Origin of the sequence: Schaedlerella arabinosiphila (genome assembly GCF_003885045.1) — a bacterium.
Taxonomy (GTDB): Bacteria; Bacillota; Clostridia; order Lachnospirales; family Lachnospiraceae; genus Schaedlerella; species Schaedlerella arabinosiphila.
The window spans coordinates 2,344,209-2,358,882 of the sequence record NZ_RHJS01000002.1; the positions used below are offsets into that span (position 1 = coordinate 2,344,209).

Genomic DNA, 14,674 nt, shown 5'->3' on the forward strand with positions numbered 1-14,674 from the left:
TTACAGATTCTCCTCTTCAAACTTCTTCATAAATGCAACCAGCGCTTCCACTCCTTCATAGGGCATCGCATTGTAAATGCTTGCGCGCATACCGCCCACACTCCGGTGTCCCTTAAGGTTTTCCAGCCCCGCCGCTTTGGCTTCTTTTACAAATTTTGCGTCCAGATCCGCGTCCCCGGTCACAAAGGGGACATTCATCAGAGAACGGTCCTTCGCCGCAACGGTTCCTTTGAACAGCTTGCTTTGATCAAGAAAATCATAAAGCAGCTTCGCCTTCTTTTCATTGCGCTCCTTCATCACTTTCAGGCCGCCCATCTTTTTGAGCCACTTGAACACTTTGCCGCAGATATAAATCCCGTAAGCCGGCGGCGTATTGTACAGCGACTTTGCATCCGCATGGGTCTTGTAGGTCAGCATGGTGGGGGTCCCGGGCAGGACGTCCTCGGTGATCAGATCCTCCCTGATGATCACGATCACCACGCCCGCCGGCCCGATGTTTTTCTGGACTCCGCCGTACACGATCCCGTATTTGGCTACGTCGATCGGTTCAGATAAGAAACAGGAGGAAACGTCCGCTACCAGGGTCTTCCCCTTTGTATCCGGAAGGGTCTGAAACTTGGTTCCGTAGATCGTATTGTTTTCACAGATATACACATAATCCGCATCCTCGGAAACCGGAAGGTCAGAGCAGTCCGGAATATAGGAAAAGGTCTGATCCTCGGAGGAAGCGATCCGGTTGACTTTTCCGTACTTTTCCGCTTCCTGGGCCGCCTTTTTCGCCCACTGTCCGGTAATGATATAATCCGCGGACCGGTTCTTCATCAGGTTCATGGGGATCATGGCAAACTGCTGGGAAGCGCCGCCCTGCAGAAACAATACTTTATAATTGTCCGGAATCCCCATCAGCTCCCGCAGATCCGCCTCCGCGCCTTTTATGATCTCGTCATAGGCTTTGGACCGGTGGCTCATCTCCATCACGGACATGCCTGTCCCCTGGTAATCCATCATCTCGTCTGCCGCTTCCCGAAGCACTTCCTCCGGCAGCACGGCCGGCCCTGCTGAAAAGTTATAAACTCTGCCCATTTTTTCATTCCTCCTAGTCTTATCCACAGTTTACTTGTTTTTCAGATCGTCCTCATCAAAGGCGTCGCTGATCGCAGCACCAGGTGCGACCATGGGCCACACTTTGTCGTCGGAATCGATCTGGCAGTCGATCAGTACAGGCTGGTCAGATTTCAGCGCGTCTGCAAACGCCTTCCGAAATTCCTCCTGTGTGGTGACACGGACGCCGACAGCCCCCATAGCCTCCGCCAGCTTCGCAAAATCCACGCCGTCATTGAGGACGGTGGCGGAATACCTCTGTCCGTAGAACAGGTTCTGCCACTGGCGTACCATACCCAGCACATGGTTGTTGATCACCACCTCAACCACCGGGATCTGGTACCGCGCCGCCGTTGCGATCTCATTCATATTCATCCGGAAACATCCGTCTCCCGCAATATTGACCACTGTTTTTTCCGGACAGCCCATCTTGGCTCCCAAGGATGCTCCCAGTCCGTAGCCCATGGTGCCCAGGCCCCCGGAGGTCAAAAATGTCCTTGGCCTGGAATAGCGGTAATACTGGGCCGCCCACATCTGATGCTGCCCCACCTCAGTGACGATCAGCGCATCCCCTTTGGTCTGACGGTAGATCTCCTCCACCACAAAGGGGCCGGTCAGCCCTTCCGGATGATATTTCATGGGGTACTGCTGCTTGTATTCCCGGATCTTTTCCATCCAATCCGGGTGGGACTGCCGGGAAAGCTTCCGGTTCACTTTTTTCAGCGCTTCCCGGATATCGCCCGTCACCCCGGCGGTAATCAGTACGTTTTTATTCATCTCCGCAGGATCTACGTCAAACTGCAGGATCTTCGCATGCTTTGCGAAAGTCTGTGTATTGCCTGTGACACGGTCGCTGAAGCGGGCACCCAATACAATCAAAAGGTCGCACTCGCTGACCCCGAAGTTGGAGGTCTTGGTCCCGTGCATACCCAGCATCCCCGTATACCGTTCATCGGTTCCCGGAAAGGCGCCTTTTCCCATCAGGGAATCGGTCACCGGCGCATCCACTTTCTTCACAAATTCCATCAGCTCTTCGCTGGCGTCGGAGAGCACGGCACCTCCGCCCACAAATATATAGGGCTGCTCTGCCTCCTCAATCATGGCCACCGCCCGGTCGATCTCCTCCTCCAGGATCTGTTCCCCGTCCGGCATAAAGGGCCGGATCTCTTCCTTTATGTACTCCGCCTTGTTGGCCGTCACATCCTTTGGGATGTCGATGAGCACCGGGCCGGGCCGGCCGGACCGGGCAATCTGAAACGCCTTCCGGATGGTCCCTGCCAGACTGTCCACATCCTTTACGATGTAATTGTGCTTCGTAATGGGCATGGTGATCCCGGTAATGTCCACCTCCTGGAAGCTGTCCTTTCCAAGGAGGGACACCCCTACATTGCAGGTGATGGCCACGATGGGAATGGAATCCATATAGGCGGTGGCGATACCGGTCACCAGGTTGGTGGCTCCCGGGCCGCTTGTCGCAAAGCAGACCCCTACTTTGCCTGTGGCGCGGGCATACCCGTCCGCGGCATGGGCCGCCCCCTGCTCGTGGGAGGTAAGGATATGCTTTATTTCATCACTATGCTGATATAATGCGTCATATACATTTAAGATCGCGCCGCCCGGATATCCGAACACCATATCCACGCCCTGTTCCTTCAGGCATTCGATCACAATGTCTGCTCCTGTCAAATACATTCCCGGCACCTCCTAATTCTTCTTCGGAATTTCCAGGATCGCTCCCCGGTTGCCGGAGGTCACCATGGATGCATATCTTGCCAGATATCCGGTCTTGACATTGGGTTCCTTGGGCTGCCATCTGGATTTCCGCAAAGCCAATTCTTCCTCTGAGACATCCAGTTCCAAACTCAGCTCAGGGATATTGATCCTGATCCGGTCGCCCTCTTCCACCAGGGCAATGGGGCCGCCCACCGCCGCTTCCGGGGATACGTGCCCGATGGAAGCCCCTCTGGAGGCTCCGCTGAACCGGCCGTCCGTGATCAGGGCCACGGTAGATCCCAGTCCCATGCCGGCAATGGCGGAGGTGGGGTTGAGCATCTCCCGCATTCCGGGTCCGCCCTTGGGGCCTTCATAGCGGATGACCACAACGTCCCCGGAGTGGATCTTTCCGCCCCGGATCGCCGCGATGGCGTCCTCCTCGCACTCGAATACCCTTGCAGGACCTTCGTGAACCAGCATTTCCTCCACCACTGCGGAACGTTTTACCACGCTTCCGTCAGGCGCCAGGTTCCCTTTTAAGACGGCAAGTCCGCCGGTCTCGCTGTAGGGATGATCCACGGGACGGATGACCTCCGGATTCCGGTTGACGCATCCGGAGATGTTTTCGCCCAGTGTTTTTCCGGTTACGGTCATACAGTCCGTATGCAGCAGATTCTTTTTATTCAGCTCGTTCATCACCGCGCTGACTCCTCCGGCTTCGTTGAGATCCTCCATGTAGGTGGGGCCTGCCGGGGCCAAGTGGCACAGGTTCGGCGTCTTGGCGCTAATCCCGTTTGCAAAATCAATCTCAAAATCCATGCCGATCTCATGGGCAATGGCCGGCAGATGGAGCATGCTGTTGGTGGAACATCCCAATGCCATATCCACGGTCAGCGCGTTTAAGACCGCCTTCTCTGTCATGATGTCCCGCGGACGGATGTCACGCTTTACCAGTTCCATCACCTGCATTCCCGCATGCTTGGCAAGACGGATACGCTCGGAAAATACTGCCGGGATGGTTCCGTTTCCGGGAAGGCCCATGCCCAGCACTTCCGTCAGGCAGTTCATGCTGTTGGCCGTATACATGCCGGAGCAGGAACCGCAGGTGGGGCACACATTGTTCTCAAATTCGCAGACTTCCTCCTCGGTCATGGTGCCTGCCGCATAGGAACCGACTGCCTCGAACATGCTGGAAAGGCTCCGCTTCTGCCCTTTGACATGTCCCGCAAGCATGGGGCCGCCGCTGACAAAGATCGTGGGCACGTTGATCCTGGCCGCCGCCATCAGAAGTCCGGGTACGTTTTTATCGCAGTTGGGGATCATCACCAATGCGTCAAACTGATGCGCCATTGCCAGCGCTTCCGTGGAGTCCGCGATCAGATCCCTGGTCACCAGGGAATACTTCATCCCGATATGCCCCATGGCAATCCCGTCGCAGACCGCGATGGCCGGAACCATGATGGGAGTCCCTCCTGCCATGGATACCCCCAGCTTCACCGCCTCCGTGATCTTATCCAGGTTCATATGTCCCGGCACGATCTCGTTGTAGGAGCTGACCACCCCCACCAGCGGCCTCTCCAGTTCTTCCTTCGTATATCCAAGCGCGTTAAACAGGGAGCGGTGGGGCGCCTGCCCTACCCCTTTTGTTACGGTATCACTTCTCATCTTCGTATCCTTCCTTTCTCTGCTCATCTGATATATCCGCAGATCAGGTCGCCCATCTTCGCGGTGCCGATCTGCGTCTTGCCTTCCGACATGATATCTATAGTACGGTATCCCTCTTTCAATACCTGCGCGACCGCCTGCTCGATTGCATCCGCTTCCCTGTCCAGGTCAAAGGAAAAGCGCAGCATCATGGCGGCGGAAAGTATGGTCGCAATGGGATTTGCGATTCCCTTTCCCGCAATGTCCGGCGCAGAACCGCCGCTTGGCTCGTAGAGTCCGAACCGGCTCTCGTTCAGGCTTGCGGACGCCAGCATCCCGATGGAGCCGGTCACCATGCTGGCCTCATCGGAGAGGATATCCCCGAACATGTTCTCCGTCAGGATCACATCAAACTGCTTCGGGTCTTTGACAAGCTGCATGGCGCAGTTGTCCACCAGCATGTGCTCCAGGATCACCTCCGGATAATCCGCGGCCACCTCTTCCACGACCTTTCTCCACAGCCGGGAGGAATCCAGCACATTGGCTTTGTCCACGCTGGTCACCTTTTTACGCCGCTTCATGGCGATGTCAAATCCGCGCTTCGCAATCCTGCGGATCTCTTGTTCATTGTATGTAAGGGTATCCCATGCGGTCAGGACACCATCCTTTTCCTCTGTGGCGCGGGCCCCGAAATACAGCCCTCCGGTGAGTTCCCGCATGATCATCATATCAAATCCGCCCTGGGTGATCTCTTCCTTCAAAGGGCATGCCCCTTTTAACTCCTCATACAGTACCGCCGGGCGAAGGTTGGCAAACAGATTCAGTTCCTTCCGGATTCTGAGAAGCCCTGCCTCCGGCCTCCTGGACGGCTCCAACTGATACCAGGGGGACGTCTTCGCGTCGCCTCCGATGGAACCCATCAATACGGCGTCGCTGGATCTTGCCAGTTGGACCGTCTCGTCCGTCAGCGGCACTCCGTGTACATCAATGGATGCCCCGCCCATCAAAAGCTGCGTATAGTGCATCTCATGCCCGTATACTTCTCCCGTCCTGTCCAGAACCTTCATTGCCTCCGTCACGATCTCCGGCCCGATTCCATCGCCTTTAATCACACCGATATTTAATTTCATATTCCATCTTCCTTCCGTATAAAAATGCTATTTGTTATCATACAGCATTTTTTCGGCTGTTTCAACCCTTTCGGCTGCAAAATATAAAGCGGAAAGTAATGCCAGTTACTGTAAATATCCACAAAAAAAGCTGTTTTTTGTAAAAAAAAGAAACCGGAGGGCTCTGCCGTCCGGTCTTTTGATGTCTGTATCTGTCCGCCCTGGATCTCGGTCCAGGCACGCCCCGATCCTGCCAGCTTGCGGCATCACTCCGCACCCGGCTTCTCAAGCTGGGCGATGGCAGACTTCTGCATGGGAATCCTGCAGTTCTTATTGCTTCCAAATTCTACGATGACTGCATCGTCTGAAATGTCAATGATGACTCCGTAAAATCCGCTGGTAGTCAGCACGGTATCCCCGATCTCCATGGTAGCCAGCATTCCCTGGATCCTTTTCTGTTCTTTTTTCTGCGGACGCATCAAAAAGAACCAGAACACACCGATCACTACCGCATACATAACAAAAATACCGCCCAATCCTGCCGGTCCCGCCGCCTCATTTGCAGCTAATATTCCATTCATCCTATTTCCTCCTGCTTTGTAGAAATTCTTATAAATGCCGGTTCCTCTTCCGACACAATATAGTTATCATACACAAAAAAAACGGATTCTTCAAGACTAATTTTCCATTTTCTATGATTATTCATCATTGTTCCAGAATCCCTGCAAGCTTCCTTTTTTTGTATTCATGATACGTTCCGGCCTCGATTGCCTCCCGGATCTCCTCCATCATGGTGTTGTAAAAATAGAGGTTGTGCAGGACGCAGAGGCGCATCCCCAGCATCTCTTTCGCCTTTAAAAGATGCCGGATGTAGGCGCGGCTGTAGCTTCTGCACGCCGGGCACTGGCATCCTTCCTCTATGGGGCCTGGGTCGGTCTCATATTTTGCGTTGAACAGATTCAGCTTTCCCTGGTCGGTATAGACGTGCCCGTGCCGCCCGTTCCGTGAGGGGTACACGCAGTCGAAGAAATCCACACCCCGATCCACCGCCTCCAGTATATTGGCAGGCGTCCCCACGCCCATCAGATAGACGGGACGATCCTTCGGGAGCAGGGGAACCACGGCTTCCAGTATCCGGTACATTTCCTCATGGCTCTCTCCCACCGCCAGGCCGCCGATGGCGTAGCCGTCCAGATCAAGCTCCGTAATCTGCCTGGCATGCTCCATGCGGATATCCTCGTAGATCCCTCCCTGATTGATGCCGAACAGCATCTGCTTGCGGTTGATCGTATCCGGCAGCGCATTCAGCCGGTCCATCTCCACCTTGCAGCGCTTCAGCCAGCGGTAGGTTCTGGATACGGAAGCCTCCATATATGCCCGATCCGCCACGCTGGAGGGGCATTCGTCAAATGCCATTGCAATGGTGGAGGCCAGATTGGACTGGATCTGCATGCTTTCCTCTGGGCCCATGAAGATCTTCCGTCCGTCAATGTGGGATTGGAAGTGAACTCCTTCCTCCTTGATCTTTCTTAAGCCTGCCAGCGAAAACACCTGGAATCCGCCGGAGTCTGTCAGGATCGGCCTGTCCCAGTTCATAAACCGGTGCAGCCCGCCCATCTGCCTTACCACCTGGTCTCCGGGACGGACATGCAGATGGTACGTATTGGACAGCTCCACCTGGGTTCTGATCTGACGCAGGTCATCAGTAGAGACCGCGCCCTTGATGGCCGCCGCAGTCCCTACATTCATGAATACCGGAGTCTCGATTGTTCCATGGACGGTGACGAAACGCCCCCGTTTCGCCATCCCTTCTGTTTTTAATAATTGATACATCTTTCCCTCTTTCAGAAAACAGGCGGACAGCGCTTTGTGTTCGCCCGTTTCATAATCTCTTGTTTTTTTTGCGGCGCTTAATAGTGAATGATCACAGGCGTCCCCACCGGCATCATATTATACAAAGCCCCCGCCTGGTCAACAGGCATATTGATACAGCCGTGGGATCCCGCTCCGGTGGCATACAGGGAACCGCCGAATGCCGGCTGCCAGTTGGCGTCATGGAATCCGATCCCGCTCCAGGTCACACGCATCCAATATGCAACCGGCGTCCGGTATTCCGGCTGCCCTGTTGCCGGGTCAATCTCACCCACCAGCGTAGAATTTAATTCCTTTTCCAGAATGCTGTATACGCCGCTGGGCGTCTCTCTCGCCGGATTGGGAACGCCCGTTACCACATCGGTCTCCAGTGCAATCGCGCCGTCCACGATAAACCACATATGCTGGCCGGACAGATCCACCTCCGCATAGGTGTTGCCCCAGTCCTGAGGACCTCGTGAAGCCGCCGTCTGGCCCGGAACGTAGATGGGTTCCCTGGTCACCACTTCCCCCTTCTTGATGCTCTCGACCAGCGCCGGGAACTCGGCGTCCTCGTCCACCGACCATCCGTAAGTACCGCCGGATACTTCCACGGTCTTTCCCCAGGGGGATGTGATCGTCCGGGTCTTACCCACCGTGTCATACTGCTTTCCAAATTCTCTCAGCCATTCGCGCACGGCCGCCTCGTCGAAGGTCACCTTCATATTCTCATCCGCAGACACCCAGTTGGAGATCAGCGTCTTATCGACGACCACAGGCTGGTCCATGGAATATGTAATGCTTGCCTTTAAGTACTCGTTCATCTCGTTGCAGGCTGCCCGCACATCCCCTGACTCGGACGTATATTTCGGCAGGGCATAGCAGTTTTCCGCCACCATATCCAGTTCCGGCTGAAATTCGGAAATATACTGATGGATCTTTTCGCGGAGCAGGTCCTGATTCACTTCCGTCCCCGTCACTTCAGGCTCCACCTCATACTCTGTCCCATTAAATTTGGGATACGCGGATGTGGGCGGAGTCTGCTCTGCCTTGACTGCCTGCAGATTATGGATCTTCTTCTCCAGAGCATCCCGGTCGTAAGATACCTCCACCGTAGCCTTGGAGGAATTTTTCACAAAAAATGCCTGGGGCCAGAGAAACGCGTTCTGATTCTTGAGGACATTTTCAATATCCTGATTTTCTTTATATTCCAGCGAAATCTCCGCACCGCTGATGGTGTCTGTCTTGTTGTCCTTTTCCCGGATCGTCAGGCTGTATCCCTTTACCTGCTGCTGGATGTATTCCTTCACATCCTCCACTGTCTGCCTGGAAAAATCATGGCCGTTGATCTCCGTATTCATATAAAAATGGCTCATAAAATATACGGAAACTCCGATATAAGCCGCGGCACATACGCCGATAAACACCCCCACCGTGATCAGTGCGACCGGTAATCCGGATTTTTTCTGCCTTCTTCCCGAACCGGTTGCTTTTGCAGGATTGCCGGAACTTTTCCTTGTTCCCGGCCTTTTGCCCCCGTTTTTCTGGACACCAGGTTTTCCCGGATCAGTTTTCTTTGCCCCGGCTTTTCCCGGGGTGCTTTTGGATGCCCCGGTTCTTTCTGGGCCGCTCTTTGGTCCCGGCTTTTCCGCAGCGCCTTTTGGAGCTTCTTTTTTCACGGCATTGGCTTTCGGCACTTCCTTCTTTCCGGCAAGGTCCTTCGGCGCTTCCTTCTTTCCGGTGCTGGTTTTCGGCGCTTCCTTCTTTCCGGCGCCGGCTTTCGGTGCTTCTTGTTTCACGGCGCCGCTTTTTTGCGTTCCGGATTTTTCCGGGCCGTTTTTTATCTTTCCAGTGTCCCTCTTCACCGGTTCCTCCCTCTTTTTGTCTGGATTTTTATTGATTTCTTTTTTCATATCTTTCTGATCCCGAACCTCCAAATTCTGCGTATTGGTGCCTGATGCCTGATATGGAATATCCGCTCCCTCCCTTTTCCCTTCCGGGCCTGACGGATATTGTTCCGCTGCCTTTCCGATATCCGAATCCTCCGGATGTTTTTCCGATGTCTTTTTTACAGGATTCGGATCGATCGGCGCCTTGTCCGGTCCTCCTCTATGTTCTCTGATGCTTTCTCTCATATTACCATGTATATCTTCATCTTCATCCAGATATTCGTCTTCGTCATCCAGATAGTAATCCTCGTAATTTATCTCTTCTCCTGAGTAAAAATCATCGTTTAGATCTTTGGCATTTTTGCTCATCTGATACTTCTCCCCTATAAAACATGTACAAACATATAAGCATCCAGAATTTATTATATAACGAAAAAACCGGAATGTACAGCACAAAATCATGAAAGCTTCCCTATTTGTGATTGCACCGCAGAGTTTCTTCCTATATAATATGGATAGCCGTTCACATAAATTGCATATATTCTGGACACCCTATCCATGATCGAAAGGAGATTTTAACATGAGTGGTTCTACATTTGGAAATAGATTTCGTATCACAACCTGGGGAGAGTCCCACGGCGCGGCCATCGGCGCTGTCATCGACGGCTGCCCCGCCGGTCTTCCCCTGGAAGCCGAGGATATTCAGGCTTTTCTGGACAGAAGAAAGCCCGGACAGAGCAGGTTTACGACCAAGCGGCAGGAAAGCGACCAGGTCGAGATCCTCTCCGGCACCTTTGAGGGCCGCACCACCGGCACCTCCATCTCCCTGCTGGTGCGCAACCAGGACCAGCGCTCCAGGGACTATGGAAACATTGCCTCCGTGTACCGTCCGGGACATGCCGACTATACTTATACACAAAAATATGGATTTCGGGATTACCGGGGCGGCGGACGTTCCTCGGGACGGGAAACCATCGGGCGGGTTGCCGGCGGAGCCGTTGCCTCCCATATTTTAAGGGAACTGGGCGTGGTTTTGACCACCTATGCCAAGGCCGTAGGCCCGGTAGAAGTCCCGGAAGAGGAATACCGTTTTGAAGAAATTTTTCAGAACAAACTCTATATGCCCAGCAATCAGCGGGCAGCAGAAGCATCTTCCTATCTGGAAGCCATGATGAAAAACCTGGATTCCTGCGGCGGGGTCATCGAATGCCGTGTCGCCGGACTGCCTGCCGGGATCGGAGAACCGGTCTTTGAAAAGCTGGACGCCTGTCTTGGAAAAGCCCTCCTTTCCATCGGCGCGGTGAAAGCGGTGGAATTTGGAGACGGAATCAAAGCTGCGCGCCTGAACGGAAGCCAGAACAACGATGCGTTCTTTATGGAGAACGGAACGGTAAAGAAAAAAACAAACCATGCCGGCGGCATCCTGGGCGGTATGAGCGACGGAGATACGCTGGTCATGCGGGCCTCCGTAAAACCGACCCCTTCCATCGCCCAGCCCCAGCAGACGGTCACGGAAAATGGGGAGGACACGGAGCTTGTGATCCACGGACGGCATGACCCCATCATTGTGCCCCGCGCCGTGGTGGTGGTGGAATCCATGGCCGCGCTGACGCTGGTGGATCTGCTGCTGCAGAATATGGGCAGCAGGATGGAGCATCTTAGGAAGCTGTATCTGTGATTTTCATTGTATGTAGCTGATGAAAAAACAGCTACATACAATAAAAAACAAATGAACTGGTATTAATCCACCCCTTTTTTTAATAATAGAGATAATACTTTTGGTCTTGATCCCCTTTCATATCTAAATTTCAAAGCATGTCGGATTATTTCCGGCAGATAGTATTTATCATTTTCTACTCTTAAATAGCCTTCTTGCTTCATCACTTTTTCTTCCGTCTGGGAAAGATGAAATGTATCGTTATGGAATGGCAGAATTTTTTTCTCAGCCGGAGCATTTTCCAATTTATCCAGGATTGGCTCAAGCGCTTTTATTTCTTGTCTTATCTCACTTATTTTTTCAACAGAACAATCCGAAACTGCTTTCTTTATTTCCACCGGCATCAAATATCTGTCATGATAAATATCTTTCCCCATATTTACCGTAGACTTTTCTAAAAATCTGATTATATCCCTGGCCTGCAGTTGTCCATTAAAATCTGATAATGCCGCCAAAATCCATCTTGATGAATTTGCTTCGTTTGACGTGGGTTTTCCTAATTTCACTCCCCAAAGTTTATGAAGCGTACGATCAATCACTTCCCTCGGAGCCATCTCAATTGCAGCTTCTTCCTTATAAAAATCAGGAACAGCCTGGTCTACCAGCCAAACTGCCAGCCTTAATGCTTCCGTACTGGACCATCGCAATTCCAATGAATGGTACAAAGAATTAAATTGCTCAAAATTAATTGTAATCGCATCCCTTGCCATATCTTTTCTCAAAAATACCATCAAACCGAAATTTTGATATTTGATTTTTATTTCATTCAGCATATCCCTGCAAAGTGATACTACTGCATTTTTTTCGGTTTTTGATGTTACGGTCTGTGAAAAAATTTCTTCCAGGCCATCAATCATAAATACGACTTTTAGCCCTTGACTGCTCAAATCTTCTTCCAGTTCTTCAAGCGACTGATAAGAACCGCCCATTGAGTTCAGGATCATTTCTCTCCAAATATCTTTCCATTGCAGCGGATCATATTCTTTCCTGATATGCTGCAGCAATACATCTCTGTTGTCCAGATAAACCGAATTTTGTATCTTTCCTTTTAAGTAAAATCAATTATAATTTTGTATCGTATTTTCTAAAATTTCATAAAATTCTCCTGCATTCCCAGAAGCAAGCAGAGGAACTGTCAGCACGGACGATGGATACATTTCTGTTCCGCCTGAATTTTGCTTGTCCATATTTATTATAAATTTTTCCCAGAACTGATTTCTTAAAATCTCTCTGTATAAAAAGGTTTTTCCTGAACCCTTTGCTCCCATGATCACCGTATTTGGGATACTGTTTTTATATTTCCGGATGAGGTTTTGAACCGGATCAGTCATGAGCACCTTCAATGCTCCGTTTCCTTCCGCAGTAATCTGTTTTTCTGCAAACGAATGAATCCGCTTGATCACATCATCCCTTGTTAACTGATCATCCGTTATAGATACGTTGCCCTCTGAAACATACTTATCATAGACGGCTGTCAATCCGCTGACAATGTCGGTTGTATTGATATTTTCCTGTCCCATTGTCAGTAAAATTTCCGGAATCTTGGAATTTTCATTTAAGGGGAGACCTTTGCTCAACTGATGCAGTAAAATCTCTGTTCCCTTTACAGACTGGTAGGATGTCGAAGTTACTAAAAATTTTTTCACCCGCGGATCAAATAACAACGGCGCGGAAAACTCACTTAAGCCCGCCCTCAGATCGACCAATACCAGTTCCGCATTCATTTTTTCGCCCAATTTGGATAACACCTCAGCCAAAATGTATTTTTTATTGTAGCTAAGTGCAAGACTTTCAGGGCTTGCATACATATCCAGCAGTTGTTCGATGTATCGATAGGTAGGCAGAACAATATGCTCTACCATGCTTCTTTCCGTTTCTATTTTTATTGTTAATTCCGACACTTTATCGGCAATCAAATCTATGACTTCTTCAGCATGTTCCTGCTTCTGCGTAATCTCCAGAAGATCCAGGAAGCTGAACACCGGCTCCTCTTCTCCTGATGTTAACCAGCTTATGGCTAATTAAATGTAATAAAAGTGAAGAAAGGAAAAGCACAATCCAGACGGAACCGGCGGTGCGGTCAAGAAATATTGTGGAAACGCAAGATTTCTGCTATAATGGGTACAGAACATTTGACGATGGAAAGAGAGGCGGGAGCCTATGCACATCAGCTATCAACCGCTATGGGACACTTTGAAAGAGCGTGGCATGAGGAAAGAGGACTTGCGGCTGTCCGCCGGTCTGACCACCAATATGATTGCCAACATGGGCAAGGGAAAGCATATCAGTATGGAAACACTACTGCGTATCTGCAAAGCATTGAACTGTGGAATTTTGAATGTGATTGAATTAGAGCATGACGAAGAAGCTGAAATATCAAATTAACAAGGAAGGTTCTGCGAAATGGACAATAGAGAAAGAATTATCAGACTTTGGTTTGATATGTGGCTTACAAAGAAAGATTTAGGTATATCCGATATTTTTTCAAATAATGCCATCTATATTGAAAGCTGGGGGCCGGAATATCACGGAATAAAGAAGATAATACTTTGGTTTGAGGAATGGAATACCCGGGGAACCGTCTTACAATGGGACATCAAACAGTTTTTCCATAAAGACAATCAGACTATCATTGAATGGTATTTTAAGAATAAAATGGACGACGGTAATGTAGAAGCGTTTGATGGAATATCACTGATTGAATGGACACCAGATGACAAGATTGCCCTCTTAAAAGAATTTGGTTGCAATGAAAATCGATATGACCCTTATAAAGATGGCACTATACCACATTTCAGAGATGAAAACGCAAAGTGGTTTTAGCCGGGAAATTTAGTTGTTGGAGGTAATTATGCAGAATGGATAATTGGTTTACCATTGAGCAAATAGACCGTGATACATTCTCTATTAGCGAATACAAACACTGGGAAGAAACACATTGCTATCTATTATGTGGAGAAAAATGCGCTATTCTCATTGATACAGGCTTAGGCGTTTCCAACATCAGAAAAATTGTGGACAGTCTAACAGAGCTGCCTGTTATGGCAGTTACTACTCATGTTCATTGGGATCACATTGGCGGGCATAAGTATTTTGATAATATCGCCGTACATGAAGAGGAAAAGGACTGGTTATCAGTCAGGTTTCCGATACCGTTGCAAGTTGTGAAGAATAATTTGACAAGGCTTCCTTGTGATTTCCCAAAGGATTTTGATATTAACGCTTATCAGATTTTTCAAGGTATGCCACAAAGAATCTTACATGATGGCGATTTTTTAAATTTAGGCGAGCGAGAAATTCAGGTTATTCACACGCCGGGACATTCTCCGGGACATTGTTGTTTTTACGAACCAAAACGAAACTATTTGTATTCCGGGGATTTGATATACAAGGGAAGCCTTGATGCATTTTACCCAACTACCGACCCGCAGTTATTCTATCAATCCATAAGGCGGATACAGAAATACAAAATAAAAAAAGTTCTGCCCGGACACCACCAGTTGGATATTCCTGTTTCTTTGATAGCTGACATTGAAGCCGGATTTGCAGAATTATCGAGAGCTGGAAAACTCAAACAGGGAAATGGATTGTTTGAGTTTCGGGATTTCCAAATTCATATATGATTCAAAGCTGCCGTTGCAGGAGCCAAT

General features: G+C 50.3%; 13 protein-coding genes. 4 read left to right on the forward strand and 9 right to left on the reverse strand.

The window, feature by feature from the left end:
* The 7 genes from serC to EBB54_RS11490 all read right to left on the reverse strand — a co-directional run bounded on the left by serC (position 1) and on the right by EBB54_RS11490 (position 9,676).
* Positions 1–1,083, reverse strand: a complete 1,083-nt coding sequence (serC, locus tag EBB54_RS11460; protein WP_004080790.1) for a 3-phosphoserine/phosphohydroxythreonine transaminase — start codon at positions 1,081–1,083, stop codon at positions 1–3.
* A gap of 30 nt (positions 1,084–1,113) precedes the next feature.
* Positions 1,114–2,793 (reverse strand): biosynthetic-type acetolactate synthase large subunit, encoded by a 1,680-nt coding sequence (ilvB, locus tag EBB54_RS11465; RefSeq protein ID WP_125127526.1) that lies wholly within the window; start codon positions 2,791–2,793, stop codon positions 1,114–1,116.
* 12 nt (positions 2,794–2,805) lie between these two features.
* Entirely contained in the window at positions 2,806–4,479 is a 1,674-nt protein-coding gene (gene ilvD, locus EBB54_RS11470; protein WP_004080794.1) for a dihydroxy-acid dehydratase, read from the reverse strand.
* A 23-nt stretch (positions 4,480–4,502) separates the two neighbouring features.
* Positions 4,503–5,588 carry a 3-isopropylmalate dehydrogenase gene (gene leuB / locus EBB54_RS11475; protein ID WP_125127527.1) on the reverse strand — a complete coding sequence of 362 codons (1,086 nt, stop codon included), beginning with the start codon at positions 5,586–5,588 and terminating at the stop codon, positions 4,503–4,505.
* 245 nt (positions 5,589–5,833) lie between these two features.
* Positions 5,834–6,148, reverse strand: coding sequence for a preprotein translocase subunit YajC (gene yajC / locus EBB54_RS11480; RefSeq protein ID WP_125127528.1), 315 nt, complete (start codon positions 6,146–6,148; stop codon positions 5,834–5,836).
* Positions 6,149–6,272: 124 nt separating this feature from the next.
* Positions 6,273–7,400, reverse strand: coding sequence for a tRNA guanosine(34) transglycosylase Tgt (gene tgt, locus EBB54_RS11485; RefSeq protein WP_125127529.1), 1,128 nt, complete (start codon positions 7,398–7,400; stop codon positions 6,273–6,275).
* A gap of 77 nt (positions 7,401–7,477) precedes the next feature.
* Positions 7,478–9,676, reverse strand: coding sequence for a L,D-transpeptidase family protein (locus EBB54_RS11490; protein ID WP_125127530.1), 2,199 nt, complete (start codon positions 9,674–9,676; stop codon positions 7,478–7,480).
* A 211-nt stretch (positions 9,677–9,887) separates the two neighbouring features.
* Between EBB54_RS11490 and aroC the strand changes: the two genes are divergently transcribed.
* Entirely contained in the window at positions 9,888–10,985 is a 1,098-nt protein-coding gene (aroC, locus tag EBB54_RS11495) for a chorismate synthase (RefSeq protein WP_125127531.1), read from the forward strand.
* 62 nt (positions 10,986–11,047) lie between these two features.
* On the opposite strand, the gene EBB54_RS31145 is transcribed toward aroC, so the two are convergent.
* Positions 11,048–12,028 carry a hypothetical protein gene (locus tag EBB54_RS31145; protein WP_243127629.1) on the reverse strand — a complete coding sequence of 327 codons (981 nt, stop codon included), beginning with the start codon at positions 12,026–12,028 and terminating at the stop codon, positions 11,048–11,050.
* Positions 12,029–12,082: 54 nt separating this feature from the next.
* On the reverse strand, positions 12,083–13,006 hold the full coding sequence (locus EBB54_RS31150; RefSeq protein ID WP_243127630.1) for a hypothetical protein: 924 nt from the start codon (positions 13,004–13,006) through the stop codon (positions 12,083–12,085).
* Positions 13,007–13,184: 178 nt separating this feature from the next.
* Here EBB54_RS31150 and EBB54_RS11505 point away from each other — a divergent pair, with 178 nt between their 5' ends.
* Genes EBB54_RS11505 through EBB54_RS11515 form a run of 3 tightly spaced genes read left to right on the forward strand, consistent with a single transcriptional unit; the run spans position 13,185 to position 14,647 of the window.
* Positions 13,185–13,409, forward strand: coding sequence for a helix-turn-helix domain-containing protein (locus tag EBB54_RS11505; protein ID WP_015536482.1), 225 nt, complete (start codon positions 13,185–13,187; stop codon positions 13,407–13,409).
* Between the two features lie 18 nt (positions 13,410–13,427).
* Positions 13,428–13,847, forward strand: coding sequence for a nuclear transport factor 2 family protein (locus tag EBB54_RS11510; protein ID WP_125127532.1), 420 nt, complete (start codon positions 13,428–13,430; stop codon positions 13,845–13,847).
* Positions 13,848–13,882: 35 nt separating this feature from the next.
* Positions 13,883–14,647 carry an MBL fold metallo-hydrolase gene (locus tag EBB54_RS11515; RefSeq protein ID WP_125127533.1) on the forward strand — a complete coding sequence of 255 codons (765 nt, stop codon included), beginning with the start codon at positions 13,883–13,885 and terminating at the stop codon, positions 14,645–14,647.
* Positions 14,648–14,674 lie beyond the last annotated feature (27 nt).